Below are 26,786 nucleotides of genomic sequence, written 5' to 3' on the forward strand. Positions count from 1 at the left end.
CACTTTTAGCATAAATTAGTAAGGTGTATTTACAGAAAGTTTATCCACTAACGTAAACACAGTAAAATATCCATTTTACTTATACTTACCATCTAGGTTCATTTGTCTAGAAAACTCAAGTAAAAGTATGTCGTTTAGTTCCAGTTCTATTAGAAAGGAATAGACCACCCATCGCTCCTGTCATTAAAGAGTAAAGAGTGGTCTATTTTACACCATACAATGGTTGATCCTCTAAGGAATTGATCATTGTATAATGTGTGTGTTGAGAGTGCTTGTGGTCTTTCTATTAACGTGTCTTACTTAGATACTATCTCGTTTAGATAATTGTACAAATCTGTGTATTTTAAATCTACTTTGTAATATCCATTTTTATAGCCATTTTCGTTTCCACTTACATGACTATATGTTATTTCCTTATCCTCAAGAAATCCTAATAAAGATTTTTCACCTTCTGAATAGTAAAGGATTATATAAAAATCTGGCACTGACTCCAATGACCAATTTTTAACATTCTCCCATTGATTGATATTTATAAACTCCATTAAATCACTAATTACATCTTTGTCTTCGATAATAACGGGATCTTTAGATTCATCGAAGCTTATGCCAACTTCTTCTATTTCCGCATCAGAATTATTTGCATCAGAATTATCTGCTTGGGAGCATGAGGATATTAATAATAATAAAAGGAAAATCCCCAAATAGACTAACTTATTGTTAGTTAATTTCATGTACTATTTCACCTGAAACAAAAGTGCCTGACGGAATATGCTCATAATCTGTTATTGCAACAATGTATTGTTGATTTGATTCAAGGTCTATCTTCTCTTTAATGAATTGGTTTACTACTCTATAATCTTCATCTGTAGGGACATTATCTAGTAGCTGAGTTAATTGATCAGCTGATACTTTTTTAGTAGAAGGTTTTTCTTCTTTCTTTGGTAGCTTACCATTTAAATAGATTGTAGTTAGTAAATTATCTTCAATAACTGCTGTATATTTAACGTTAGTTTCGATACTATCTATTGTGTAATTAAATGTAATAGATCCATTTCCATCTTCTTTTTCTTTTATTTTTGTAGTATAATCACCCAAATTAAACATATCTTCAATACTAGAAATATAATTAACTATTTCTGTATAGTCTTCATTTTGAAAATCAAATTTTATGTCTTTATTAACTGGTAACTCTTTCTGTTTTTCCTTGATTTTTTCCCCTATTACTGGTGTTTCCTTTGATTCTTTAGAAACTAGTGATTTGTTCAAAAAATCCTCTTGACTTTTATAAAAATTCGATTGCTTCACTATTAAAGAGCCACTACCTTCGTAAGTAGATGTCAATACTCTATCGTCGTCGTACGAAAATGAATCTGCATAAGTTATCGCTTGAGAAATACTTTTTCCTAAACCTATTGCATCTGTAAATTTACCACGCCATTTTGTTGCTGATGCGGTAGCTACTTTATCCACAAAACCGACAGCGCTGTCGGCACCGTTATCTGTAGCTTTTGTAAGTAGATTAGTAGATCCAGATGCTGTTTCACACCCTGCGAACACCATTAACTTTGTGCCATTTAAGTTATAATCATTCAGACCAACATATGTATAATCGGTCGTACTACTTACAAAGCCATTTGTATAATAAACTCCAACTTTATAATCTCCGCCTTTATTGTCATAGTTCCAAGTCATAAGTTCATTATTTGCGTGTCCAGCAAAAAATAAAATATCACTTTCCATTCTCGGATTCCCATCTGGAGCATCGCCTTGAAAGTAAGCAACGGTAGGCTTTATATTATAATATGATGAATATCCAGCAAGTGCAAAATCCGTAGCTGCATCCATTGCAGATTGTGATGTATCTACTCCACTTTCCCACCAGCTACCGTCAGCATAGTCTGTTCCAACAGAATATGCATAATCAGCAGCAGAAGCAGAAACAGGTAAAGATATTGCAAATGTAGCAGCAGTTAGTAAAGATACAACTTTTTTCTTATTCATTATTAATACCTCCATTAAAATATATTATTGTAATAATTTGCCGGCTCTTAAAGAATACCACAAATAAAATGTAAAATTATGTTGAATTGTAATTATTTATTAAAGTTCACAAAAAATTCAATTATGGTAAAAAACGTATCATATATATCATTAAATACACTATGCATAACTATTTTTCCCAATAGAAGTTATAGAGACGAATACTTAAAACAGTCCTCTTTCTAATTATAATCTGATATGATTAGCTCAATATAAAAGATTGATTTTATCTAAAAAGCCCTACAAATTGATAGGGCTAAATACTCTTCTTCATTCCACAATTATTACATTCACGTATGAAAACATAATCCTTCACAGAACTTTTAAAACTGATAGAGTCACAGTTGTCGCAGCGACCGCTAGCTTTGTCTGGCTACTCTTTGTAATCGTATACTTTATGTAAATCTATCTCATTGTTATAAGTCATGTTACCACCTCTATTAAATACAAGCTCATCTATAATGGCAGATTTAAGTTATTATTTATAGTAGAAAGACAAAAATGGTGATCGCAACATTAATTTGTAATTCCTTGAAAATAATACAGGAATTTACCACAGAAATTACCATCTCTGATATAATAATAAGAAAAATAATCTATTTATAGCGGAGGTTGGGAAATATGGAAGAATTCAAAGAATTAAAGATAGTATACATACTGAAGAAGCAACTAAAACCTCATTAATTATGCCTTTAATTCAGATTCTTGGATATGATATTTTCAACCCAGAAGAGTTAGTTCCAGAGTATGTTGCAGATGTAGGTATTAAAAAAGGTGAGAAAATTGACTATGCAATTTTGAAAAACAGTGAACCCGTTATACTTATTGAAGCAAAAAGTGTAAATGAACTACTTACTAAGCATGATTCGCAACTATTTAGATATTTTGGAACTACTAAGGCGAAATTTGCTATCTTAACTAATGGTATAGAATATAGATTTTTTACTGATTTAGAAGAACAAAATAAAATGGATCAATCGCCTTTCTTTATCATTGACATGTTGAATATAAAAGAAGCAGATTTATTAGAAATAGCAAAATTTAGAAAAAATGACTTTGATGTAGATAATGTTCTAACAACCGCATCAGAATTAAAGTATACCGGAGAGATTAAGCACTATCTCAATCAACAATGGGAAGATCCATCTGATGAATTTATTAAAGTAGTTATTAATGACATATATTCCGGAGTAAAGACTAAAAAAGTTATTGATAATTTTAGAGATTTAGTGAAAAAATCACTCAATCAATATGTCAATGAAAAAGTAAATGATAAATTGCAAAAGGCTTTAAATTCTTCTAGTGATAGTAATGAAGCCATAGATGAAAAGAATATGATTGAGACAGGTAACGATACAGAAGTATCTACAATAGAACCTGAAAAAAACACAGAAAGTGAAATTCACACTACTGAGGAAGAAATTGAAGGGTATGTACTAATTAAATTAATTCTTAAAGAAGAGATCGATCCTTCAAGAGTTTACTATAGAGATAATAAGAGCTACTTTAATGTATTATTAGATGATAGCATTAGAAAATGGGTTTGTAGACTTGGTTTCAATAGTACGAATAAGTACATTAAACTCAATGATGGAAATAAAACTAGCTATAAAATTGATTCAGTTAATGAAATAATGAATTATAAGAATGAAATAATAGAAGTAGCAAAGCAATTCGATCTTGCTACAACTAAATAAATAAAAGGGGCGAAACCTTTGATTTCGCCCCTTTTTTGTTTTTATGAAAATTTTAAAATAAAATGAAAGTTTTATTGAATTTAGATTAGAAGCACTCTGTTTTTTTATATCTGAGAATAGAAACATAGGATTAATTTGATAGAGTATCATTTATAAAATGATTAAAGAGCTGTTTCCAACTCTGTTTTTTTGGTACAGATAGGCAGTTAATTACCATTTTTTAACTTTTTGCACCGATGTTCTGCTGTTATAATTTTAATGGACATGGCCTTGTCATACTTTATTAATATTTTTGAAATAAAAATGAAACATTTGTTTTTTGTCTATAAAAATATTAACTTTTTACTGTGATAATAACAGTGATTTATTGTAGGAGGAAAGGTAAATGAAAAAGAATAAACTTATATTGTTCATCCTTATTGGAGTTTTATTCACATCAGTTATGGTAGGGTTTAACAACAAAGAGACTTATGATTTTAAGCTAGATGTAAATAATCAAGTTTTGGACTTTCTAGAGAAGGAAAGTAACCCAGTTATAGAAAAAAATGAAAAAAAGTTTGGAAAAAAAGAGAACGAGCCTAATTTAAAATTAGATTTAGAAATAGTAAATGATGAAACAGAAGTTTTTGATTCATTTAAAATTATTGGGGCAAAAGTAAAAGGTAGCATCAAAACACTTGAAAGCACATTCCCTTTCGATGGTGAAGGAGATCTTAATTTAATTAGTTTTAATGATAGAGAAATTTATTATGGAAGCGTTGGAATTAAGATTAAAAATAAAAGTGTAGAAGAGGAAGGTGCGTTATCAATTAGGTTAGATCCTGAAACAAATGAAGTTGATGTAACTATCACTAGTGGTGTAATTGGTGACACAGCAATGCTTCCATTTGGCACTCTTTTCTTAACAAATGAAGATTTGGATGCAATTGATGCAATAATTCGTTATTAGAAAAAAATTAATTTGAGGGTGTGAAATTTATGAAAAGAAAAGTTTCAATATTAGCAATATTAGCAATATTTTTAAGTGCAAATTTTGTCTCTGCGCAAGAGTTTTACTCACATAAAGGAGCAGCATACAATTCATGGGTAACTGATCAAGCAAATCAGACGCAAAATATAACATCATCAGCAGTCGTAATGTCAGCTTCAACAGTTTATGCTGGTAACTCTAGTGGTAAAGAAATGATTAGAGCTTGGAATAGATGTGGATACGTATCTGGACGTTTACAAGTGGATGCTTGTTGGCCAACTGAATTAACTGTATCATTAACTAGTCCAGATGGTGTTAGGAATCTAATAACTAATATGACACCAAATGAATCAAGTACGAGAGATCTTGGTGGATTAGATTGGCTCATTGGTGGATATTTTGCTAATGGAGTCTGGGCGATTATCAAAGCTATAGCAAATGATGTACTAGCAAATGTTACTCATACTACAGATGTTTATGATGAAAAAGGAACTATTACCTTTAAAGGCTCGAATTTAGTGAACACTGAATTGCCTATGGGTGTAAATTATGACAAAGGTGATGAATATGCTGACGGTAAATCAAGTGGGGTAGTTGGTTACTTTACATTCGATTATCAATTACAGACAGGACAGAAAGGTAATTTAAAAGCCACTGCAAAAGCCGAATATGATGTGAGAAAAGATCTTGGTCTTACTTGGTCAGCTGTCTATACTGTGAAGAGTGGTGAAGCAGTAATAAATCATACTGTTACAGGGAAGTGATAAATTGAAAAAATTCCAAAGCTTACTTATTATTGTTTTGATTACAACGAGTATCATTCTTATTTTGTATACCTCAATAATAATTCGAGATTCAAATAGATTAAAAGAAAATATCAACGAGTTGGAAACTACAGCATTTGTAGACTTTTATACACAATTAGAGAATTATCAATTTATAGTTTCAAGATCTCTAGGAGATAACAAAAGTTATCAGTATTTAGATGATCACCTGTCTAGTATTAATACGACATATTTGATGTTTCAGTCTACTACAAAATTAAATGATACTGATAAAAATGTCAAGAATATTGATATTGACTATTTATACAAACAGTTATGGGAAGATATAACTGTAGATTATGATAATGTTACCAAAGAGGAATTAAATGAGATCATTAATAAAATAGAAAATGCTAGAACTGAACTTTTGAAATTTCTTCCTGAAAATTGAAATTTGTGATCCCCTAATTAAAGTGGTACTTCCCAGCAGAAAAAACTAGAGAATTCTTAATTTCGTGGCTTTTAGAACAAGGGTATTAATAAAGAGAACTCTTTCACAAAAGGAAAGAGTTCTCTTTATTTTGATGATATAATTTGACCCACCACCTGACCCACTAATGCCCCACTTAGGATGAAAATATATGATAAGGTATGAAGAGGTAAATTTGAAAAAGTTGATTTTAAAGGGTTTTTGATTAGATATAATCGGATAATAAAAGGAAAGATATGTTCCGTACGCAAGTTCACCCTTGGGAACGTGACCAATATATGACTTTATATTAAAGTTAAAATGTTGATTTAACAACGTTTATAGCAGTTACTTTTGGTGGTCAAGCAAAGCTGGATTTTAAAATTCCAGTGCTTGACCACTTTTTGACCACCAAAATCTCCAAAAAAATTTACCCCAATTTGACAATTTCCATCTTAGGTTTATCAATACAAATATTACATAAAGGGGGAGACATAAAATATAAACTCCATGAATTTTTGTTAAATGAGGCAAGTGAAGAAGCTAAATATGCTTGTAATAGATTTTTTTCTATTATTTGACAGTGAAATTGAGAAGGAACAGTTTGAACATTTAAATGGTAGAGGAATTTAGGGTAAATAGCAGAGAAAACTAATTATCAAAATTTATAGCATGTCTAATAGAAAAGCAATTACAGTGTGAACTACACACTAAATGAGTTGTCGGCATAATCAACATTTTAGAAAATTGTCAACTGGAATGGCTTGTTAGGAAATTAAGATATTATGATAAATGATTAACTTAGATCATTTATAATAAAAGAAGTATTTTAAAAAAATAAAAGCCCAAATTTTATTGGGCTCATCTATTAATAGAGGTTGCCTCAATTTCATGTAACCATTTATCAATGGCTGCTTTAGGGAAGAAGAGCTCACCCTTAATTTTTAAATAAGGTATTACGCTTTTACCATTTGAATCTGGGAATAACTGAGTTACTTGTTCATTGCTTATACCCAAATATTCGGATAACTGTGTAGCAGTTAATAATTGACCTTGTGTTGCATCTATTGTGTATGATTTAGTGGCTTCAATTCCATCAGACAATTGTTCTGCAATTATTCGATTGCCTTCCTTTAACCCATTTGAAATAAACCAGCTACCTATTACAAGACAAATAGCTAAAGTAAATAGTGATCTTGCTATTAAATTTTCTTTCATAGTTTTCACCCCTAATTTAATATATGTTTATTATATGAAAATTTTCCAACAAAAGGGCGTGGAACTTAATTTTCGTTTTTTTGTTTTAGTAAATCATAATAAAATGACAATTTTAGGTCTAAGTTTCAGTAGTCTAAGAGTACTTAAATTGTCGATTGGATTATTCTTAATAGTGTATTGTGATCATACAAAGAGGAGGAATTTACATGCTTGTTCGAAGGGAGGCGGGAGTATGAAAATAAATTTTACAGGGATATCAATTATTATTCTAGCAATATCTATCTTAGTCAGTTCAATATTTATCTCCAATTCTTTATCAGACATGGCAAAATCTAATTCAGTTAGTTCAGTCAATTCAGTAAGTGAAAACAGTAAGGTAGAAATGAGATTATATAGTAAATCAGAAATAGCTGAGTATATGGGGATTACCATAAGTGAATTTGATGGAATAGATTTAAATCAAGTTCTTTCAGGCAGTGGGATTCCATTTATACGTACAGATGATGATAATTACTATACTATTCATGGGATTCAAGAGTGGTTGTCAAACAATAATACATATTCAATCTATGACAATAAGGATTTTATTAATAATTGAAAAAGATAAAGGAGCATGTGGGAGTCTTATATGCTCTTTTTATATGGGAGATTCAAGGTGATTTAAATAATCATGAATAATAGTGAGAATAACATTATCAGCGCCCTCAAGAGTGATATTAGGGATATAGTTATTTGTGAATCCAATAAAATATCTATTTTATTATCAAACCAATTCTCAATAAAAAATAAAAACCTATCAAAATACGGGGACATTTTGTACTACGGTTTCGGTAGTGATAATGCTATAGGGGAAAAATCTAATACAGGACATACTGCTGTACTTTCAACAACTGATTATTATGTGATTGAAGCTTCTAAAACTGCAAACAGTGGTAATAAAGTACACCATTGGGAATAGAAGTAACTTATGGGATGGTGCTAGCGGAATAAAACAATACAAAGTAATCACTAAGTTGGGGACTAACGCGACTACTTCTGAATTAGAAGCAGCTGTAGATTACGGATTAGAACAAGTAGGAGATGATTATAGAATAAAAACAGATATTTGGTCAGAAGATGAGTAGTACTGCTCAAAGTTGACTAACGCTCAGTGGGATGAAGTTGGATATAATTTGCAATCTTCTAGAGCGTTTCATATTGATGGATTACTTGCAGTTATTCCTTCTGATATTGTAATAGATGCCAACACTCCGTTTAGTAAAAGAGTGGGGTACTATAAGGAATTATTACAAGTGATGAGTAGGAGAAGAAAGTATCAAAAGGTGAAATAACAACGGATGAAGCGGTGTTTTTAAACACTGTAAATGTTGTCCGTCCTTTAAAATACGCATATAAATAATAACAATTGCATAATATAAAATACAGCAAGATATTCACTCCATGAAATAACAGCCCTGCAAAGCATGTGGGGCTGTTATATTATTTGTACATTAATAATATCCTCAAATTTAATCCTGTGTATTTCCTCGAATTTATCCGTTACTCTAATATGTTTGTTGAGCTGATCTACATAATGAATATGTCCCATGCATGGTTTAAACGCACCGTCCTCAAAATACGTCACTGATACTTCTTGTGTAAACTCCATAGCTTCTTGGATTGTACTGTTAATTTCCTCTATTTCATGCTCATCTAATACAGGCTTTTGCACCTTATAATACTTAGCCTTTGCTTCTTTCATCATCTTCATATGTTCAGGTTGTATAAATGCTGGCATCCATTTCATTATCCCTCTGTCCTTCAAACGTATCACTCCTTTACCAATAGTATATACGAAGATATGTTCGATCAATACATTAAAAAGGAATATATGTTCGTTCGTAATGAGACATAAGGAGATGCTTGGAATGAGAGGCTTAAGTAACTAGGATAAATAATGATAATCTCAGCTCAGATGATTTTTCTCAAGGAGGGGACAATGGTGCAATAGTATACAATCCTTACAATTTTTTAATACACCCTATACATTCTGGAGGTGAATTTCCATCTGGAGTAGGTGGAACATATGGACTTTACACTCAAATAATGGACGCTATGGAACTATATGATATCTTCCCCTATACTAATGATACAGTAATTCACTTGCCAGAATAAATGAACAATGAATAAGCAACAAGTAAAATGGAATGAGAGGGGTTCTATATGAATTTATTTAGATATGCAATTACTGCTGTAATTTTATCTCTTCTTGTATCATGTTCAACGACAAATCCAATATTCGAAGGTTATATTCTTGAAAAAAAAGAAAGTAAGGTGTATGAGATCTTAGTGATAAGTAATATTACTAAAGATGATATAAATGAAAAATCAAAGGAAGAGCTAAGATCAGAGGCACAAAAAAATCAAACAGCTATGTATTTTACTATTGATAAAGATGAATATGAGGAGTTAACAGTCGGTCAACAGGTAAAGGTCAGGCATAAAAAATTTGCTGCTGAGACAAATCCTCCCAAAGTAGGTGCAACAAAAGTTGAAATTATTGAAGAATCAGAACAAGAGAAGAATGTGGATAATGAGTAATAAGGGAGAGGGATTTTACGATAAAGCAGCTTTTACCGTAAGGATATTAATTTAAATCATCGCATAAATTATAACTACTCTTGATTGACAATCATGAAGAAAGGGGAGAGGCACGCTATCTTTCCCCTTTATATATATTAGTCAGCTTTACTTTCTTCTTTCCAAATATCTTTATATTCCATCTTAATATAGACTGATCTTTTATGAATACCTTGATAACTTTTTGACCGTCACCACTAGAAGCTTGTTCAATATCATCACCTGTGACTTGAACATTAATTGGTGTGTTTGCAGAATAGCCTTCATCTCCACTTGTATTAACTGATCCATGAGTGGTATCTATCTCAGTGCCTGTGTCATGGGCTGCTCCAGTAGCATTTACTACTTTCACCTTGAATTCTGTAAAGTCTTCGTCTGAAGAGAAGGAGAAGGATGCAACATTTTTCTTGCGATTGATTCTCTAGATTTTCAATCCACTTTGTCTTGGAGTTTTTTTTCTCAATTGCTCCAAAATTGTTTTCCACTTCAGACACAACCTTTCAAAATAAAAAAGAGACAGTCATTTAGACTATTTCTAATATCATTTTAAATTTTAATACCTGCTTCAATAACATCTCTCCATCTTAAATTTCATTATTGATCCATCTATTTACTTCACAAAAATATAGTACAGTGACTCCCCAGTATACAGGGTTATTTAATCCACTTGCTAAACTTTTACCAAGCCCCATCATGTAAAACTCAACTAAGTGTATACTACTGTATATGATAAAAATGATAGTCAGATATCTAGTTCGTTTGTCTTGTGCAATCATTGCAAAGATACCAATTACACTCCCGACGACTATTCCCAAGCTTAACACATTTAAATCATTTGTAATTAACCAAATGACTATTGATAACATCAAATAAAGTAAGAACCCTGATAAGAACATTAGTATATTTTTTCTGGTGGATGCTGATATTTTTAAATACTTATAAAAATAGCTCCATGTAAAAATTAAAAATATCAAGGATGATGATTTGATTAAACTCATAATAATTAGTAAAGTGCTCTCCGTTACATTTCTAAGTTCAATTTCTAGAATAGTAGGGTTGTTAGCAAAAAAATATATACCAATAATAAATGAGACTACAGCTATTAAATATGTTATACCGTAAAATAACTCAAATTTCTTAAAGTGTTTATTAATGGACTTTGAAGATCTTCGATAGCCATTAAATCCTATTATACTAGCTAGAGAGAACAAAACTGCTTCAATAGTTAAATCGACTAATCCAACTCTATTTGTTGATATTAAAACCATGTAACCTACAATTGAAGTAATAAATGCTAACAGGATGTCTTTTTGATAGGAAATAAAACTATTACTCATTTTCACTACGCCTCACTCCCGTTAAAACATAAATTAGTGAGAAATATTAGATTTGAGTTTGATCTATAGTAGTTATAAATATCAATTATATCCATTTCTAACACTATATTAATATTTCAACAAAAACTATTATTATCCTTTTTTTATAAGAATAGGTAGTACATTTTATGTTATTCCAGAAGTGAGGTAGGATACGATAAAAGGTATACATTATCGTGAATTTTGGAGTATTTTAACTGGCGCCGATAATCGAGGTTCGCCGTTTTCATCTACATAAGAAAAAACACCGCTAAAATAACGGAGTTCGTTGGTCGTGCTTTGTAATTTATTTGTCATTCGCTTTCCACCACGCTTCTAAATCGACTTTGTCTTCGAACACACAACTACGTTCTCCATATTTATTAATGTGAAGTGGCACGTTGGTTTATTCACTTCACGTTGAATCGCCTTTAAGTTAGCAATAGCATCGAAAACGTCATCGTTTTATTTCACGATTAACTCGTCAACTTCGGGCTGTGATTGCGCCATGTTAGATCACCTCCTTTTTCGGATTATAAAAAAGCCAACCGCGTTGATTGCGATTAGCTCTAAAACACCAAAATATTTACTCATCCGTCTAATCAAAACGAATTAATTAGCCATACAATACCCCAAACAAACTATGAAATGAGGTAGAACAATGAGTGCTTATGCTTCAAAATCATCATGTTGCGGTAGTACTACAAAGGCACTTAACACCGTAGAAAAGACCGCTTGCTGCGATTGTCCGGTTCCTACTTGTGATTTTATGGGAACTTATCGTGTAGAAGATACCGACCCATTTCAAATTTACTGTGGAGCTTCTACTCCTACTGGGGTTTTATGTGGAACTATTACTTTAATATCTGGTGATGGCCTTGAAATAAATATAACAACAAATGGTTCGGTTATACCCAAAATTATTCGACCAACAATCAATTTACCTGATAATAGCAACTCTATAAGTTTTTCTTTTCCAAATGTAACCGATATTACAGCGAACTGTTTGGATGATGAGGATAGTTGTAGGATAGAATACTCATTTAGAACAATAGAGAGATGTATAAGTACATCCGTACCTAATCAATAATCCAATCGCCCTCAGACGCATTTATTTATGTTGAGGGCGATTGTTTTATTTCAATGAAAAATTAACCTATACACTCCAAATTACAACGAAATTTTCAAATCCTGCATCTTCATTTATAACTTGTTCTACAGCTTCTTCAGATTAATTAGTGCAGGCACTTGTTCCAATTGGTATGTTCCAGCAATAACTAATCCTACCCGTACCTTTTAAAGCCTTCTTTTTATTTTGTTTGTAAAAAACAACCCATTACAGCACTTGTTAATTTTGCATTCAGTTCCTGTTATATAGGAATTTTTATAAATATAGGATCTTCTCATTAAAATTACATAATGAAATATAAGTATATTAATACAAATGCACAATAACTAGTGAATACAAAAGTAAATTTCATATTTTCACTACAAACCACCTCTCAAGCTAAAATCAGTGGTTTCATTATTTTGATAAAATAAAAACAGGAACACCTTCGTAGCAAACTTAATTCTGTTGAATATCTAACTTATATAAAACAATACTGAGCGAACATTGTTTTCCATCTGTTTATTTCGGGCACAAGGTGTTAGAAAGGAGAGGAATAAGAACTATGGATATAAAGCAGTATGAAAAAATATCAGGTGAACTATTGAAAACATTAGGATACGTTGATGAAACACTTAACAACAGGACAGATAATTCTATTTATGAAATAAGAAGGGCAGAATACCTTTTTGATAGAATTCAACAAGATATTTCACTTATGAAATTAGCCATCAATAAGAGAAAAAGGAAATCTAAGCGAGGTAGAATTGCCAGATGAGGTGACAATGTTGAGTAATAACGAAGAACAAGGTGGTAAAGCTTTTGGGAATGAAAATACTACTAGAGAAGTTAAATAAACTACTAAAATGTATACTTGTCCTAGATTACCCGTCATATATCAAACAATTCTTGTAACATAGTATATTGCATTTAACTATGGAGATGAAAAAATAGGTATATTTAGTGATGAAGTTTTGTTTATTTTGTTATTAACTATACTTTTTTTCTAACAAGAGTTATTTCTCATCCCAATTCCTATCTCAAACCCGGTCAGGTCTAGCTGTTCAACTTGCAGAAGAGAATATATGAGAAATAGTAGATGATTTAGAGAGATTAGATGAAATGCGCAAATAGAAATTCGGTCGAATAAGTCCATTATTAATGAGAAGTCCTCTAAACGACAGTAAAAGGGCAAGCTATATGGATACTAGTCCATACAGAATATTATTTTGTAAATAGTATACATTAAAATAACATTTTAAGGTTGAAGCTTCGAGGAATTCGTATTTATTTGTGATGACCATGGTAAGTTTTATCTGTATGATGGTAGTATTAATTGAATCTGAAACATTAGTCTACGAATTATTTATTAGAGAACCCATTCAAACCGTACCTTTATGACACCTCAGCCTTTAGCAGATCCAGACAGCTTGATTTTGTAACATGGTTATTGTTTTTTTAAAACACTATAATTAATAAGGTGATTAAGGGCTAGAAACAGCTCTTTTTCCATTTTTTATTTGATTTATTATACACAATAAAAGCTACATTTTATTAACATGAAACATTCGATGGAGATATAAAATTAAATACATTAATCTATTGGAGGGATGATTGTCAACCATATTTTAGGAATAAAATTGAAGTGACCGAACAGAATTTTTACTTCATTTCTAATAATTAAGCAAGTGTAATAAGAAAAAAATGCCCTATATATTGATAGGGCTATATACTCTTCTTCATTCCACAATTATTACACTAGGGTATGAAAACATTATCCTTTACAGAACTTTTAAAACTAGTTGAGTCACAGTTATCGCAGCGACCACTTGCTTTGTCGGGGAATTCTTTGTAGTCGTATATTTTTATCTATCAAAGTTGTTTTTTAGCATAATAATTATTAGAATTTTGGCTATTTGAAAAAGCCAGGCCAATCGGGTTCTGATTTATCAAGTGGTTCATGTATATTAAGTTTTTCACTGTTATTTTGCTCTACAATATCGACAGCATTAACGGAATGTAACATGGATGAACTTAAAATTATAATTAATGATGTAAATATAGTTAAGATTTTTTTCATGGTAATGGAATCCTTTCATTATTATATTGATTTTGAAGAGCTTGGTTACATAAAGTTAAATATTCATTTGCTTTTTTATAATCTTGTTTGTCAGCATGGTAAGATGCAATAATTTCTCCATATTTCGAAACCAAATGCCATCTGTTTTTTTCAATAAAGAATGGAATGGCATATGACTCTAGGTAGCTATATAACTTTTGAAAGTTGTTTTCTAATTGAATTGAATATATTGTGAATAAGGTAACATTCACGGATAAATTTTTTTGTTGTGACAATTTCAAAGTTTGAACTACTAGATCTTTAGCTTTCTCTTTTTCACCTAATAACATATGAACTTCAGCAAGGCCAGACAATGTTTTAATATAGTCTTCAGTACCATACTCTTTATTTTCTATGCTTTTAGTAAAATAGTAGGAGGCTTCTTCATAATTGTTGTTCCAATAGTATAAATCACCAATATTATGAAAAATTTTTGCTATACGATTGATGTCTTGTACCAAATCAGTCATTTCACCTGCTTTTAAGAATAAATCTAAAGATTCGTTCATGGCACCTACTTGTTTTAAGTCAATAGCTAATATCATTTGAGTATCTATAACTCTTAAATAGTTATTGGAATTTTGAAACTCTAATAATGCCTTATTTCCATAAAGCATGGATAGTGAGAACTTATTTAACCTACCATATAAGAGAGAGAAATAATAATTTAATTCTATTGGTGGATTATGACCTGACAACTTTTCTACGCTTATCAAAAGGTCAAGAGACCTTTGTAGCTTATTTTTCATTAAAAGATAAATTGAAGTGCACAACATAAAAAGAATTTTCTCATCGTTGGATAGCTTATTTTTCTGTTTAGATAATTGTTCTCTTACTGCTTTGGCTTCACTGATATTATTTAGAAACAAGTAAAAACGAAAAATAACGATCTTGTATAAAAAGATATATGGTGTGAATTCTATCCAGTCTGCTACTTTTGATATGTTTAAGAAAATCTCTTGACTTTTACTTTTGTTTTGATGAATTATTTCTTTATGGAGTAGATGGATGTCTTTTTTTAGCGTATTGATACGATGCTCCTCTTCATATAATTTGATGTTCAATTTTTTAAAGAGTAAGGATTGCGTTTCCTCACTCATTTCTTTGGAGTTATTTTCAATTTTACTCAAATGAGAAACTGAACATACCCCATCAGCTAATTGAGCTTGAGTCATGCCTCTACGTTTACGATGAAAAAATATAAGCCTTCCAATATTCATTCTCTCACTGCCTTCTTAATCCTATTACTAACAAGAGAATATTATAGAATAAGAGTACAAATAAGACAATGTGAGAGTTTTACATGATATACAATAAAAGGTGAGTTAATTTGTTGCTGTTTGAGTAAAATGTTCTTGTTGAATTCTTTATTTCCAAACATACGGCTAAGGAATATACTGATAGGTATATAGAATATAGTATTTATTTTACTGTACCTGATTGGCTATTTTTAATAGTTCTTTGACGTCAAGTTTATAATCACCTAACGCAGTGCTATTTTTATTTGTAAAATACACTAGTTTTGCCTCGAAATCATCATGTGTAATCCATCTAAGTAACTGAGATTTCTCTCCTTCTTCATAATAGGCCATAGTACCATTTTCTAGCAAAAATTCTTTTGTTTCCTTTGGCGGATAATTATAATTATTTGATTTATTTAATATTCTAGTTAAAATGTAATTGATTTGTTGAGTAGTTTCTGAATTATAGTACTCAAAAGAAAATTGGTGTAAAAAATCTATTTTTTTTATATCTATTTCAGTTGTTTTCTCATCAATGTTAAATGGGAATTGGACAGGCTCTTTAAAGTCGTATAATATCTGATAAATTTGTTCTGTTTTTTTATTGTCTTTATTATAATTAGTAAACTGATACAAGATAATGAATGATAACAATAATAGAACAATCAACCTTATTTTCATCACTAGCCCTCTTTCTCAAAAGTAAAATATGACAACAAGCAACTTTTAAATATTCCTTGCTTGTTGTCATATTTCATTTCATTTATTTTCCTAGTTCGAAGTTAGCCTCAAGATCCCATTCGTAAAATCCATCAGAAATGTCTATGGTAGCTGGCCCAATAGATATGTCGTTAGCGACTATTTGCCAATTATGAACATACTTGCCAGCAAAGAATTCCTCTTTACCTCCATCCTCTTCGTCGTAGTATACTTTTACCGTCTGGTACCCCCATTGGTTGCCGTCATGTGCATTAGCCATTTCTACATTTATAACTGTACCATATGAGGTAGATTCTTCAATATCAATAAGGTCTGTTCGTCTACCAGTGCTAAGTCGTAGATAGTGGTTTGAATAGTCAGAACCAGCAACTTTTGTTCCGCCAGTAGTCCAGGCTAATCCCATTTTGTCAACCCATGCAAAGGGATTTTCCTTCCAATCATAATCAAAATACAATGCATATTTAAATTGTTTATCTGTAGTGCCTGATAGTCCTGCATATATTGCTCCACTCCATTCGTCATTATCAATGCTTGGAGGAATAGATGCAGCCATAATAGAATGGTAATTTTTTAGAGTTTTAGTGTTCGATGTTGTTAAGTTCATTGAATGATTGTTTAAAGGACTTTCTCCTTTTTCTATTACATTTCCGTCCTTATCCATTTTCTTAAATTTAATCTTTTTGTCTTTTAGTACAACTGCTTTACCACCATCTTGAGCCATTTGTCGCTTAAGTCCAGTTGAAATAGATTCAGTATTCTCATAACCCATAAAAGTAGTCACATCTATTAGTTCTATTTCATTTAGACTTTCAGCAATATCTTTACTAACTGGAAGTACTCTTCCGTCTTCTAGCTTTTCTAGTGTAAGGTCTTTATTTATTTTTAGTTTCTCTACTACTTTACCATTCCAATCTACATCTTTATCTGGTTTTTCAGCAAAAGCACTTCCATCAAATAGTAAAAATGAAAGAGTGAAAGCAGCTATTGAATACATAATTTTTTTAATCATTTTTGAAAATCTCCCCTTAGTAATCTAATTGTGTAAAACAACACAAAAACCGGTTCTTGTGTAATTATCATTTCAAAACATTTCTTATATCATCTATCAAAGATTGGTGAATCATAAAATGAAAATATTGAAATGATATTAACAATAACTTCATTAATCAGCGCTAATACATATTTTATAATAGATTGATATGTAATGGTATTGGGAAAATTGTTTGTTTTGTCACTTGTAAATAATAGACATTATTAGGAATTTCAGTGGAGTTAATATTGATTTTAATTCAAATAAATTACAATTTGTCATCAGATTATAAATATAACTTTAAAAAAGGGTATGTCTTACATTTATTTATTTGATATTATTTAAAAAAATTTGATTATTCAATACAGAATTTTCCCCACATAAGTGTATTTAGAACTTTAATTATTTTAATCTGTAAAAAAATTGTAAGAGTTTGGAAGGGGATTTGAATAAAAGTTTAGTTTACAGAAAAAGCCCTAGGTTAAAATAATGTAGGGCAAAAAAGAAAGGGAAAAACTTATGAAAAATCATCATTTTTATTATTGATCATATGTAAGCAAGATAAACATGCTTTTTAATCCTCAAATAATCAACTTACATCTTACTGATTATGTGCATTTCACCTTTACTATTTATCCGATATAGAACTCCCTTAACAATCCAAATCTCATTATAATTATCTAACTCATATAATTTGAAACCATCTATTACTCCCGTTCGTGAAAACTCCTCGTATTCTTCATTTGTATCACCTTCAAGATAGAGAAGTCTCAATATAATAAGTTTATCAGATTACAAGATTAAAGTTTGAATTGTTGAGTAAAAATATAATGTAATCTTACGTCTTTCTTTAGAGGATATACCAAATTTAAGTAGAAGCCATTGTTGTTAAAGGAGGGGAGGGTAAATGAAAAAGTTTAAAGTTTTTACTTTAACTATTACATTGGTATTATCAGTATTATTGTCAGGAATGATAGTCAGTGCTAGTACAAGCTTTAGTGATGTTCCTGACGGTTTTTGGGCTAAAAATGAAATTGAATTTTTAAGTGATAAAAATATTATTAAAGGCTTTTCTGATGGTACATTTAAGCCAAATGATGAGGTAAAAAGAGTTCAAACAGCTATAATGATTGTTCGTGCGTTAGGCTAGATAGATCAAACCGTCCAAACCCAAGAATCAGTGATATAAATTTTTATGAGGGCACTTCTAGTACTAGTAGGAAAAAAATACTAATTTTAAAAATATAGGCTTAAGTGACTAAATTGTTATTTTATAGTCACTGTAAAGTCATCTTAGATAAGTATATTTAAGTTGTACCAAACATTTAGTTGTAATATCAATCAAAGAAAGGATGTTTTTAAATGAAAAATACAAAGAAATTTATCGCAACTGCGTCATTATCAGCGTTATTACTCGGAGGAGGGCTCACAGCAATTAACTCTGATGTATTCGCAGCTTATGAAAAATCAAATTCTAAGCTAGTTGAAGTACTTTCACAAGATTCGGTAACAAAAGCAAAAACATTAACAGATTTCGACAATATTCAATATAAAGATTTTAAGTTTGGTGAATTTTTCGGTGGTTTTAGTATTCATTATAATGAAAATGGGACGACCAAAGTAACAAGCTCCGTTGGAGAAACCGTATTAGTAGATAATGAAGTTTTTGATATATACTCAACGGAAGAGATTTTAGAACAATTATTTGAAAATGAGCATACTGATGTATCAGCTGAAGGCGTACAAGAGCTTAAGAGAAAAGAAGCTTCAATCATTCGTATGGATCCATGGACGATGCTTTATAATGAAATTGAAAGTAAGAATATTGATACTGAAGGGAAAACATTTGGGCAATTGTACGATGAGAGTGATTTAAAGAAGCTCGCAACACCTGTAAATTATTTGTCAAAGGCAAAGTACTATGGCCTAGAAGTAGAAGATAAAACGATGGATGAAATTAAAGCTGAAGTTTTAGGTTATAATGCTTCCTTAAAACTTAGGGAGGAATCAAGAGATCTACCTTATGACCCAAATTGGTTAGTAGAAGGTGAACAATGGTGGGTTGAAATCTTTGGAACTGAACCTACAGATCAATAAGATTGATAGTGTGAAATTGAAATAATAATAAATAACAACAAATAGATAAAGGTGCGACCTTATTTTTAAGAGGTTTCGCCTTTTATTGTGAAACATACTAGAAAAATAAGATGAACAAGTCGACAGAGTACTTTTTCTCTACTCCAAGTGCATATTATGAGGTTCTTGTTTTGTCTTGACCCCACCCTTTGAAGTTTTATTTTGTTTCTTAGCAAACGGGTAAGTATACTTTATACGATAGTTTCGTGTATTTCCAAGTTGATATGAATGGTTATTTATTGGGTTATTATAATCAGTAAAAATATCAATATGTTTATTTAATAGTAAGAAACACATAACATTTCAAACAAAAACCCCGGCAAATCCCTCTAAATCGCCTCTTAAGCCAAAATCACAAATTTTAATATTTTGGTATTATAGTAACAACCCATTTTCGCCCTTTACGTTCATATATAGTGTAACGTTTGGCAGTAAAACGTTACTGTTTTGTAGCGTTTTACTTTTCTCTCTAAGATAAGGCAGATGAAATGTAACAATAAAGGATAAATTTAGATGTCTTTAATATCTTAAAATGAATCTTTAATAATAGGGCTAGAAATTTATCGACAAAATTAGAGAAGCAGAATATCGTTTTCTAAAATCCATCAGGATATTACAAGAATGCATTTAACTCTTAATAGAAGAAAGTTGAAATCTAAGTGAGGTAGAATTACTAAATGAGGTGATTTAGTGAGTAACAATGTCAAAAATCCAGTGCTAAAAGGTTGGCTTTTTTGGATTATAGCTTTCACTTTAGTAGTTGTAATTACTGGGTCATTAAAATAGGTAGAACCTTGAGCACAAAAAGTAAACAGGGGGTTCTACCTATTTTTAATGCACTTTATAACAAATTCCACCTCAAGATGATGTAACTGATGATATTAGTTTAAAAAATATCAAGTAAAAAACGATACTAGGAATGAGTACATTTAAAGTAATTAGTTAACACATATTAACAACACATCATAATAGACTCAACGAATCAATTTTACTTTCCACACCAAAAGTTCATTGAATACATAACTCATATAGTCTCTACTCTTCGGAGCAGGGGCTTTTTTATGAAAAGGTAATTTCGTCTAAGAGCATCTCAGAAACTTTGATCAATCACAAAATGTTATAAAAAAAAGAAGAATCAGGTCATAGAATTCATATTAATGTTCTATTTCACTCGCATATTCCATAATTTAGAATTGTAAAATGAAAAATTGGGAGGTTTCAAATTGATACTTACATATATTACAGCCTTAGATGAAAATTGTGTAATTGTTACTTCAGCTCAAGAGTCTATTGAAATACCACTAGGAGAAACACTAGCATTTCACCACACTGCGGATTTTAGGATACAAGGAAAGGCAAAAGTCGTAGCAAATTCAGGTACTATTTTCTACACCTAAAGCGTCCTTAATAACTTGCTATCAATGTAAAAAATGGCAAACCTCATCTTCAAACAGTGGAGAGAGGTTTTTTAGTTTGTTTGAGTCAATGGACGAAAACACCTATTAAAAGCAAATTCCAAGTAACTATCGAATTGTTTTAATTTCTCATTTGATTTTAATCGTAATATAGCGGGATTGGAGTATACACAGTCACAAAAGTTTAATGTTTTGCCTACGAATATAGAATTTTATATTGTTGTAAAATACGGTATTATTTTTTTGGAGGGTTTGTTGAAGAAGATATTTTTCGATGGGGTATAATGAGTTTAGTATTATGGCTTATAATGGATGTTGGTATTTTGATTATAAGTCAAGGTTTTAAATTTGGCTTTCACACGTTTTCAGAATTAGTATTTAATATCATGCTAAATACCTTTATAATTTTGGTTACTAGCATAATAGCTATCCCTATTTTCATTTTATCTTTTTTTCTTACTTGTAGAAAATACGAAAAGAAGTGGTACAGAAATAAGTTAACTTTATGAAACACAATGATTATGGTGATTACTATTGCTGAAGAAATTCAGTCTTTTTTGTTGCTTTTTAAAAATGGACAGACAACATTTTTAAAATTTGTAGGTTAGGTTAGGTAAGTCTCAAAGAAGGTAAGAATCTTATACTTTGGTAATATCAGGAATGAGTTTAGTTGCTTTTGGTTTGTCTTTATTAGTATATATTTAATTAAGTGTACAAAGCACCTAAAAGAAACGTGTATATGCTTTTGTTTCGATATTGCTTCATTACACCAATAGAAGGAGAAGTGAAATGGTTATACAATCTAATATGTCTCCACAAGGAATTGTAGATATTTGGAAAGAAACAGAAGTTGTTTTCGATAAGTATAATGTACCAATAACAGCACAACCATTAGATATCTTAGTAAAGAATGGACTCTTACATTCACTGCTTAAAGAACTGAATTCTGTTGTCGGAAGTTCGACTGCCACTTGTATAGAGGGTGGCTGACAAATGCCAGAGAAAAAGGGGTAGGTTACTCCTATATAAATTGAACCGTAGGGTTTCTTAGAATACAGAAACTCTACTGTTATATTGAAATCTGCTTAACTTACAAAATTTTCGAAATGTCCGGAGACCCCATTTAGCTATATTTAGTACATATATGAATGCCTAAGAGAGTTCTAAACGAACATGTACAAGCACCCGAGTCTGGGTGCCTGCAATATTAAAGGAAGTTAAAGAGACTGTAACTGCCTTTGGTCGTTATTGTGTTTATATAGTAAAAATAGGCGTTGAATCTTATAAATTCTGTACCACACTAAATTAATCATTAATTTTCCCAAATGAATCCAAATAATCTAATTAGGCTCAGTATTTTTTTCACTCCCTTTCTACAATGATTTCATTTACTTATATATGAAAATATTATGTTATTTGTTAGTGGATCATACTTTATATATAGTAATACAAAAAACGATGTATTGATCCTTTAATTATTCCTCAGCTACACATTCTTTTTTCCAGGCATCCTCATATGCCATCTAAATATTTTTAAGTGTAGCCTTACCTCTAACTTCTTCTGAACTTCATTTAATACCTATTTGACTCGCTCTTTGAGATAACCAATTAGCAGCATGCTTATACTTTGTTTCACATGAGCATTTATCATAATACTCAGCAAATTTAACCTCAATCTCAACATATTCCAATACACTATTAAACTTCTCTATGTGGTTTTATTTTTTATGTATGTCAATATAAATGGAGGTAACTCAACGATCAAATACAGAGCACCTTGAATTAATTCCACCCAATTAATCGCATCCATATTATTCTTTTTCCTTTTGATTCAATGTCCGTGACAATACAACAGTGTTTAGGTTAGGTACATGCCTGGTTTCTAACAGGTTGGAATACACCTGGGATATAAGGTATCCCTCATGTAACAACGTTTGAGTCTCTCGACAGGTTAATTAAGGTAATGAGGAATTATACATACTCTGGTGAGTGGAGGATTGAAAGGATAATAGGATAAATATAACCTTAAGGAAATATGTTTATAGATTTAAGATATAAAATGACTTTTATCATGAAATCATTTAGGGGTACTCTGTCGCATACACTTAATCAAACAAATAAATGGAGGTTGGTACGATGGTACTGGCTTATGTTTTGACTAGATCTCCAGGTAATAATATGCTTACCGTTATTGATACGAAGACGCATTCAGTCATTGCAAAATTGAATATTCCATCAGTAGATGCCACAAATAATATAGCAATTTCACCAGATGGTAAAATGGTTTATACTACTGTCCCAATGGCAGTTGGAGGAACTGTATCTGTAATTGACACAAAAATCCATTCTATTATTGCTAATGTAGCAGTGGGGGATAACCCAAATAATATTGCAATTACCCCAGATGGGAAGCTTGCATATGTTACCAATCGAGACTCCGGAAGTGTTTCAGTTATTGATACAAAAACTCATACTGTTATTTCTACTATAATTACGAATGGAGCCCCTTTAAATATTGCAATTACCCCAGATGGAAAACTGGCTTATGTTGTTAATGACAACATGTTTCAGCAATAGATACGAAGACACACTTTGTGATTGCTACTATACGAGTAGACTCTCCATCTAGTAAGCTTGCATTTACCCCAGATGGAAAATTAGCCTACACAGTAGACACTGGCTCAGGTAGGGTGTCCGTCATAGATACTAAGGTACACTCAGTTATTGCTTCTATCACAATAGCAGGAAACCCAACTAACGTAGCCATTACCCCAGATGGGAAGCTTGCATATGTTATCGCTGGGGCTTTTGGTGACACGCCTGTTTCAGTAATAGATGTAAAAACCCATTCAATCGTTGCTGAAATTCCTATAACTAGAGCCAATAGCTTAGCCATTTCACCTGATGGAACAGTAGTATATTTAACTATTGAGTCAGGTAATACAGTACCTGTCATTGATGTAAAAACTCAGTCTATAATAGCGACTATTCCAGTTGAGAACGGGGGAAGTATCCAAGAACCGATTGATAATATCGCTTTTACTCCTGATGGAAAATTAGCATATGTTGCGAACAGAACAGCTGATAGTGTATCTGTGATTGACGTAAAGACACACTCAGTAATGGCAACAGTTCCTGTCACTTTACCTGAGGTAATTAAGTTTATACTGTGATAAAAGCCAGTCATAATTGCTACCTTTCCTGTAAACACAATAAAAGAAGTATTTTATTGTTATATTTGAACAATTACAGTTTAGGTTCTTTTGTCTAATAAACATAATGGATATTCTGATGCTATTTTAAATTTTGATCATCATTTAGTGAGGAAAAATATAATATACTGTACCTTTGAATTGACATGCTTGACATAGCAAAAATCCTTTACTTAATGAGTAGGGATTTTTTGATTATTGCATTGATTTCTACAGAAACTTATTTATTTTTATCGCCTTTCGGAAAGGTAATGACATTTATGCATCGGCAATTAGAATTTACTACTAAACTCCCTGTTCCATTATCCAAGACGGATAGACGATACATATGACATCCTAGTGGTGGATGGTCACAGACTGTATTATTTGGGGTTAATGTGTACACTGGATCCCTTTCATCAACCACAACATACTCACATAATGTTGTTGTCATCCCACCTGTAACTCGTTCAACTACATATCTAATATTTAGATCATCACTCGTACTCGTACTATCAACCACCTCCAAGTCGACCATCGTATCAATTTTTGCAATCCAGTCCTTTTCTGTAACCTTTATTGTATCTGTTGTTAGCTCTAAAGATATAGTACCAGAAAAATCTTTTAATGTGACCGTCCCAAATTGACAATTGCAGAATATTTCGTTGTCTTTTCCTTTGCAATTACAAGCAGACATTTTCTTTCATTCCTTTCAGTAATAGTAGGGGATGAACTATTTCACCCTATCTTATTAGTAGATGTTTGTGTATGTATTTTTGTAACTGACATTAGTCCATGAATTATGAAAGAAATACTGACAATGTCAATGGAAGTAATGGATAAAAGTAATATTATGTTTGATATTTGTTATATAATTCTGATAGAGGAGTTTACAGAAGATGATAGTATCCAGAATTTGTACGTATATATGGAGTATTATCCCAAAAGTATAATGCTGAATCTAATGACTTAGTTATTTTGGGTAATGGTATATATTTGTTGAAAAGGACTGCAAAGTAGAGTGTTATATAAGGACGATGTCTAAAGTGCATTCCAACAGATTCGAATACATTTGAACGATTTTGAGGTATCCCCATTCAACAACGTTTGAATCTATGGACAGCGTAATTAAGGTAATGAGGAATTGTTCATACTCTGGAGTGGGGGGAGGATAGCAAGAGTAATAGAGTAAATATCAACTAACATGACTATCAATTTAAGATAATACACGACTTTTATCATTAAATCATTTAAAGATACTCTGTCGCATACACTTTATCAAACGAATATAAGGAGGTCTCTACAATAATGGTACTGGCTTATGTGACTAACGAGGGAGAAAATACAGTATCCGTCATAAATTCAAGTACGCATAAATTAATTGCAACTGTGGCTGTTGGGTTTAGACCAAGAGCTATTGCAAGTACTCCTGATGGGAAAGTGGCTTATGTAGTTAATTTTGGGAGTGAACAAACGGCCTCCACTGTTTCAGTTATTGATACGAAAACTCATGTTGTGATTGCTACAGTACCTGTAGGTATTCAACCTATGGAGGTTGCAATTACTTCAGATGGAAAAATTGCTTATGTCTCAAATAATCGTTCAAATAGTCTCTCGGTGATAGATACAAAGACACATTCAGTTATGGCGACCATAAACTTAGGTAATGATAGTTTCCCGAATGTTATCTCCATTACTCCGGATGGGAAACTCGCTTATGTCGCAAATACTGTATCTAGTGTTGTGTCAGTTATAGATACAAAGACACATTCTATTATTGCTACAATATCTGTCAGTAGTAATCCACGTGATGTCGCTTTTACTCCGGAAGGGAAACTTGCTTATGTCTCCAGCTTCAATGATCGTAATTTGTCAATAGTTGATACAAAAACACACATCGTTATAGCTACAGTGATGTTAAGGGTTGATCCATTTTTTATTACTATTTCTCCAGATGGAAAATTAGTTTATGTCTTGAATCAGGCTGGACAAGGTTCTGTCTCAGTAATTGAAACCAAAACACATGCCGTGATTGCAACAATTTTGGTAGGTGCTCAAGGAGATCAACCAATTAGTATGGCCATTACTCCAGATGGAAAAATAGTGTATGTAGTCACTTTAGACGGTAGTACCGTAACTGTCATTGATACTAAGACCCATTCAATAATAGCGACTGTTCAATTAGTGGAGGGACAGTTGTTTGTAGCTTTTACCCCAGATGGGAAACTCGCTTACGTTGGAAATGTTGATGGGACTGTGTCAGTTATTGCAGTGAATACCCATTCTTTAATTGCTACTGTACCTGTCGGTGTAAATCCATTAGCAATAGCATTCATACCTTAAATATGGGAGAATTATCTCTTATTTTTCGGTAATCACAATTAAACAAGTATGTTAATACAAGATATAAAAGTGAGTATACAAAATGTAAGCATCCTACTTTGGGTGTTTTTTATTGTGGATATTGTTAATAACATGTGGATAAAAATACTTGTTACCTTATTAATATTCATTTTGTATTATAGAAAAATGAATGTGTGTAGGTGAAGGAATTAGAGGGAAGTATCTCTAGTGGATGGAGGATTGTGGAAATATGTTTATAGATCTAAGGTAAAACAAGACTTTTACCGTGAAAACATTTATGGATAGTAAGGAGCATACACTGTTTTAAGCGGATTAAAAGGAGGTCGTTAC

At 31.5% G+C, this 26,786-nt stretch carries 28 protein-coding genes and 1 pseudogene; 17 read left to right on the forward strand and 12 right to left on the reverse strand.

Annotation, left to right across the window (positions count from 1 at the left end; translation table 11 throughout):
* Window positions 1-296: 296 nt before the first annotated feature.
* The 3 genes and pseudogenes from V1503_RS19660 to V1503_RS25210 all read right to left on the reverse strand — a co-directional run bounded on the left by V1503_RS19660 (window position 297) and on the right by V1503_RS25210 (window position 2,467).
* The gene (locus V1503_RS19660; protein ID WP_410628840.1) at window positions 297-731 is read right to left on the reverse strand and encodes a hypothetical protein; all 435 of its coding nucleotides are present in this window, start codon (window positions 729-731) and stop codon (window positions 297-299) included.
* On the reverse strand, window positions 718-2,001 hold the full coding sequence (locus V1503_RS19665) for a hypothetical protein (RefSeq protein WP_410628841.1): 1,284 nt from the start codon (window positions 1,999-2,001) through the stop codon (window positions 718-720). The genes V1503_RS19660 and V1503_RS19665 overlap by 14 nt, the downstream gene beginning before the upstream one ends.
* A 295-nt stretch (window positions 2,002-2,296) precedes the next feature.
* A pseudogene (locus V1503_RS25210) lies at window positions 2,297-2,467 on the reverse strand (DUF8096 family protein).
* A gap of 259 nt (window positions 2,468-2,726) precedes the next feature.
* Between V1503_RS25210 and V1503_RS19670 the strand changes: the two are divergent.
* The 4 genes from V1503_RS19670 to V1503_RS19685 all read left to right on the forward strand — a co-directional run bounded on the left by V1503_RS19670 (window position 2,727) and on the right by V1503_RS19685 (window position 5,922).
* Complete coding sequence (locus V1503_RS19670) at window positions 2,727-3,737, forward strand: type I restriction endonuclease (RefSeq protein ID WP_410628842.1); 1,011 nt, start codon at window positions 2,727-2,729, stop codon at window positions 3,735-3,737.
* A gap of 385 nt (window positions 3,738-4,122) precedes the next feature.
* Window positions 4,123-4,686 carry a hypothetical protein gene (locus V1503_RS19675; protein WP_410628843.1) on the forward strand — a complete coding sequence of 188 codons (564 nt, stop codon included), beginning with the start codon at window positions 4,123-4,125 and terminating at the stop codon, window positions 4,684-4,686.
* A 29-nt stretch (window positions 4,687-4,715) separates the two neighbouring features.
* On the forward strand, window positions 4,716-5,471 hold the full coding sequence (locus V1503_RS19680; RefSeq protein WP_410628844.1) for a hypothetical protein: 756 nt from the start codon (window positions 4,716-4,718) through the stop codon (window positions 5,469-5,471).
* Between the two features lie 4 nt (window positions 5,472-5,475).
* The gene (locus V1503_RS19685; protein WP_410628845.1) at window positions 5,476-5,922 is read left to right on the forward strand and encodes a hypothetical protein; all 447 of its coding nucleotides are present in this window, start codon (window positions 5,476-5,478) and stop codon (window positions 5,920-5,922) included.
* Between the two features lie 879 nt (window positions 5,923-6,801).
* On the opposite strand, the gene V1503_RS19690 is transcribed toward V1503_RS19685, so the two are convergent.
* A complete protein-coding gene (locus V1503_RS19690; protein WP_320258869.1) occupies window positions 6,802-7,158 on the reverse strand; it encodes a helix-turn-helix domain-containing protein in 357 nt (118 codons plus the stop codon).
* 232 nt (window positions 7,159-7,390) lie between these two features.
* On the opposite strand from V1503_RS19690, the gene V1503_RS19695 reads away from it, so the two are divergent.
* From V1503_RS19695 to V1503_RS19705, 3 genes are all read left to right on the forward strand, one after another.
* Window positions 7,391-7,756 carry a hypothetical protein gene (locus V1503_RS19695; RefSeq protein WP_410628846.1) on the forward strand — a complete coding sequence of 122 codons (366 nt, stop codon included), beginning with the start codon at window positions 7,391-7,393 and terminating at the stop codon, window positions 7,754-7,756.
* 72 nt (window positions 7,757-7,828) lie between these two features.
* Window positions 7,829-8,116, forward strand: a complete 288-nt coding sequence (locus V1503_RS19700; RefSeq protein WP_410628847.1) for a hypothetical protein — start codon at window positions 7,829-7,831, stop codon at window positions 8,114-8,116.
* Window positions 8,117-8,294: 178 nt separating this feature from the next.
* Window positions 8,295-8,489 (forward strand): hypothetical protein, encoded by a 195-nt coding sequence (locus tag V1503_RS19705; protein ID WP_410628848.1) that lies wholly within the window; start codon window positions 8,295-8,297, stop codon window positions 8,487-8,489.
* 143 nt (window positions 8,490-8,632) lie between these two features.
* Here the strand turns inward: V1503_RS19705 and V1503_RS19710 are convergent, their stop codons facing one another.
* On the reverse strand, window positions 8,633-8,962 hold the full coding sequence (locus V1503_RS19710; RefSeq protein ID WP_410628849.1) for a YolD-like family protein: 330 nt from the start codon (window positions 8,960-8,962) through the stop codon (window positions 8,633-8,635).
* A gap of 398 nt (window positions 8,963-9,360) precedes the next feature.
* On the opposite strand from V1503_RS19710, the gene V1503_RS19715 reads away from it, so the two are divergent.
* The gene (locus tag V1503_RS19715; RefSeq protein WP_410628850.1) at window positions 9,361-9,738 is read left to right on the forward strand and encodes a DUF3221 domain-containing protein; all 378 of its coding nucleotides are present in this window, start codon (window positions 9,361-9,363) and stop codon (window positions 9,736-9,738) included.
* A 115-nt stretch (window positions 9,739-9,853) separates the two neighbouring features.
* Here the strand turns inward: V1503_RS19715 and V1503_RS19720 are convergent, their stop codons facing one another.
* Both V1503_RS19720 and V1503_RS19725 read right to left on the reverse strand, forming a co-directional pair.
* The gene (locus V1503_RS19720; protein ID WP_410628851.1) at window positions 9,854-10,129 is read right to left on the reverse strand and encodes a hypothetical protein; all 276 of its coding nucleotides are present in this window, start codon (window positions 10,127-10,129) and stop codon (window positions 9,854-9,856) included.
* A 232-nt stretch (window positions 10,130-10,361) separates the two neighbouring features.
* Window positions 10,362-11,120, reverse strand: a complete 759-nt coding sequence (locus V1503_RS19725) for a hypothetical protein (RefSeq protein ID WP_410628852.1) — start codon at window positions 11,118-11,120, stop codon at window positions 10,362-10,364.
* A gap of 673 nt (window positions 11,121-11,793) precedes the next feature.
* On the opposite strand from V1503_RS19725, the gene V1503_RS19730 reads away from it, so the two are divergent.
* Together V1503_RS19730 and V1503_RS19735 are read left to right on the forward strand one after the other, a co-directional pair.
* Entirely contained in the window at window positions 11,794-12,222 is a 429-nt protein-coding gene (locus V1503_RS19730) for a hypothetical protein (protein ID WP_320258861.1), read from the forward strand.
* 583 nt (window positions 12,223-12,805) lie between these two features.
* Window positions 12,806-13,018 carry a hypothetical protein gene (locus V1503_RS19735; RefSeq protein WP_410628853.1) on the forward strand — a complete coding sequence of 71 codons (213 nt, stop codon included), beginning with the start codon at window positions 12,806-12,808 and terminating at the stop codon, window positions 13,016-13,018.
* A gap of 980 nt (window positions 13,019-13,998) precedes the next feature.
* Here the strand turns inward: V1503_RS19735 and V1503_RS19740 are convergent.
* From V1503_RS19740 to V1503_RS19755, 4 genes are all read right to left on the reverse strand, one after another.
* Window positions 13,999-14,109, reverse strand: coding sequence for a DUF8096 family protein (locus V1503_RS19740; protein WP_410629474.1), 111 nt, complete (start codon window positions 14,107-14,109; stop codon window positions 13,999-14,001).
* A 207-nt stretch (window positions 14,110-14,316) separates the two neighbouring features.
* Window positions 14,317-15,579, reverse strand: a complete 1,263-nt coding sequence (locus tag V1503_RS19745; RefSeq protein ID WP_410628854.1) for a helix-turn-helix domain-containing protein — start codon at window positions 15,577-15,579, stop codon at window positions 14,317-14,319.
* A 207-nt stretch (window positions 15,580-15,786) separates the two neighbouring features.
* Window positions 15,787-16,281, reverse strand: coding sequence for a hypothetical protein (locus V1503_RS19750; protein WP_410628855.1), 495 nt, complete (start codon window positions 16,279-16,281; stop codon window positions 15,787-15,789).
* 82 nt (window positions 16,282-16,363) lie between these two features.
* Window positions 16,364-17,329, reverse strand: a complete 966-nt coding sequence (locus V1503_RS19755) for a hypothetical protein (RefSeq protein ID WP_410628856.1) — start codon at window positions 17,327-17,329, stop codon at window positions 16,364-16,366.
* 928 nt (window positions 17,330-18,257) lie between these two features.
* On the opposite strand from V1503_RS19755, the gene V1503_RS19760 reads away from it, so the two are divergent.
* The 6 genes from V1503_RS19760 (at window position 18,258) to V1503_RS19785 (ending at window position 24,074) form a co-directional block, all read left to right on the forward strand.
* The gene (locus V1503_RS19760; protein ID WP_410628857.1) at window positions 18,258-18,500 is read left to right on the forward strand and encodes an S-layer homology domain-containing protein; all 243 of its coding nucleotides are present in this window, start codon (window positions 18,258-18,260) and stop codon (window positions 18,498-18,500) included.
* Window positions 18,501-18,712: 212 nt separating this feature from the next.
* Complete coding sequence (locus tag V1503_RS19765) at window positions 18,713-19,447, forward strand: hypothetical protein (RefSeq protein WP_410628858.1); 735 nt, start codon at window positions 18,713-18,715, stop codon at window positions 19,445-19,447.
* 1,262 nt (window positions 19,448-20,709) lie between these two features.
* The gene (locus V1503_RS19770; RefSeq protein ID WP_214483107.1) at window positions 20,710-20,883 is read left to right on the forward strand and encodes a hypothetical protein; all 174 of its coding nucleotides are present in this window, start codon (window positions 20,710-20,712) and stop codon (window positions 20,881-20,883) included.
* 807 nt (window positions 20,884-21,690) lie between these two features.
* Window positions 21,691-21,891 (forward strand): hypothetical protein, encoded by a 201-nt coding sequence (locus tag V1503_RS19775; protein WP_214483109.1) that lies wholly within the window; start codon window positions 21,691-21,693, stop codon window positions 21,889-21,891.
* A 1,146-nt stretch (window positions 21,892-23,037) separates the two neighbouring features.
* Window positions 23,038-23,478: a YncE family protein gene (locus tag V1503_RS19780; protein WP_410628859.1), complete on the forward strand. Its 441-nt coding sequence runs from the start codon at window positions 23,038-23,040 to the stop codon at window positions 23,476-23,478.
* Between the two features lie 17 nt (window positions 23,479-23,495).
* The gene (locus V1503_RS19785; RefSeq protein WP_410628860.1) at window positions 23,496-24,074 is read left to right on the forward strand and encodes a YncE family protein; all 579 of its coding nucleotides are present in this window, start codon (window positions 23,496-23,498) and stop codon (window positions 24,072-24,074) included.
* Between the two features lie 259 nt (window positions 24,075-24,333).
* Here V1503_RS19785 and V1503_RS19790 read toward each other — a convergent pair whose 3' ends face one another.
* Window positions 24,334-24,789, reverse strand: a complete 456-nt coding sequence (locus tag V1503_RS19790) for a hypothetical protein (protein WP_320259323.1) — start codon at window positions 24,787-24,789, stop codon at window positions 24,334-24,336.
* A 611-nt stretch (window positions 24,790-25,400) separates the two neighbouring features.
* On the opposite strand from V1503_RS19790, the gene V1503_RS19795 reads away from it, so the two are divergent.
* A complete protein-coding gene (locus V1503_RS19795; RefSeq protein WP_410628861.1) occupies window positions 25,401-26,435 on the forward strand; it encodes a cytochrome D1 domain-containing protein in 1,035 nt (344 codons plus the stop codon).
* The last annotated feature ends 351 nt before the right edge of the window (window positions 26,436-26,786 follow it).

The sequence above is a fragment of the Nanhaiella sioensis genome (genome assembly GCF_046557775.1).
GTDB lineage: Bacteria > Bacillota > Bacilli > Bacillales > SM2101 > Nanhaiella > Nanhaiella sioensis.

Excerpts from the sequence above, each read along its gene's own strand:
- V1503_RS19730 (WP_320258861.1), top strand. The coding sequence starts at position 11,794 with ATGAGTGCTTATGCTTCAAAATCATCATGTTGCGGTAGTACTACAAAG.
- V1503_RS19750 (WP_410628855.1), bottom strand. The coding sequence starts at position 16,281 with ATGAAAATAAGGTTGATTGTTCTATTATTGTTATCATTCATTATCTTG.
- V1503_RS19745 (WP_410628854.1), bottom strand. The coding sequence starts at position 15,579 with ATGAATATTGGAAGGCTTATATTTTTTCATCGTAAACGTAGAGGCATG.
- V1503_RS19665 (WP_410628841.1), bottom strand. The coding sequence starts at position 2,001 with ATGAATAAGAAAAAAGTTGTATCTTTACTAACTGCTGCTACATTTGCA.
- V1503_RS19715 (WP_410628850.1), top strand. The coding sequence starts at position 9,361 with ATGAATTTATTTAGATATGCAATTACTGCTGTAATTTTATCTCTTCTT.
- V1503_RS19760 (WP_410628857.1), top strand. The coding sequence starts at position 18,258 with ATGAAAAAGTTTAAAGTTTTTACTTTAACTATTACATTGGTATTATCA.
- V1503_RS19660 (WP_410628840.1), bottom strand. The coding sequence starts at position 731 with ATGAAATTAACTAACAATAAGTTAGTCTATTTGGGGATTTTCCTTTTA.
- V1503_RS19675 (WP_410628843.1), top strand. The coding sequence starts at position 4,123 with ATGAAAAAGAATAAACTTATATTGTTCATCCTTATTGGAGTTTTATTC.
- V1503_RS19765 (WP_410628858.1), top strand. The coding sequence starts at position 18,713 with ATGAAAAATACAAAGAAATTTATCGCAACTGCGTCATTATCAGCGTTA.
- V1503_RS19670 (WP_410628842.1), top strand. The coding sequence starts at position 2,727 with ATGCCTTTAATTCAGATTCTTGGATATGATATTTTCAACCCAGAAGAG.
- V1503_RS19755 (WP_410628856.1), bottom strand. The coding sequence starts at position 17,329 with ATGATTAAAAAAATTATGTATTCAATAGCTGCTTTCACTCTTTCATTT.
- V1503_RS19775 (WP_214483109.1), top strand. The coding sequence starts at position 21,691 with ATGGTTATACAATCTAATATGTCTCCACAAGGAATTGTAGATATTTGG.
- V1503_RS19690 (WP_320258869.1), bottom strand. The coding sequence starts at position 7,158 with ATGAAAGAAAATTTAATAGCAAGATCACTATTTACTTTAGCTATTTGT.
- V1503_RS19735 (WP_410628853.1), top strand. The coding sequence starts at position 12,806 with ATGGATATAAAGCAGTATGAAAAAATATCAGGTGAACTATTGAAAACA.
- V1503_RS19790 (WP_320259323.1), bottom strand. The coding sequence starts at position 24,789 with ATGTCTGCTTGTAATTGCAAAGGAAAAGACAACGAAATATTCTGCAAT.
- V1503_RS19680 (WP_410628844.1), top strand. The coding sequence starts at position 4,716 with ATGAAAAGAAAAGTTTCAATATTAGCAATATTAGCAATATTTTTAAGT.
- V1503_RS19780 (WP_410628859.1), top strand. The coding sequence starts at position 23,038 with ATGGTACTGGCTTATGTTTTGACTAGATCTCCAGGTAATAATATGCTT.
- V1503_RS19700 (WP_410628847.1), top strand. The coding sequence starts at position 7,829 with ATGAATAATAGTGAGAATAACATTATCAGCGCCCTCAAGAGTGATATT.
- V1503_RS19795 (WP_410628861.1), top strand. The coding sequence starts at position 25,401 with ATGGTACTGGCTTATGTGACTAACGAGGGAGAAAATACAGTATCCGTC.
- V1503_RS19695 (WP_410628846.1), top strand. The coding sequence starts at position 7,391 with ATGAAAATAAATTTTACAGGGATATCAATTATTATTCTAGCAATATCT.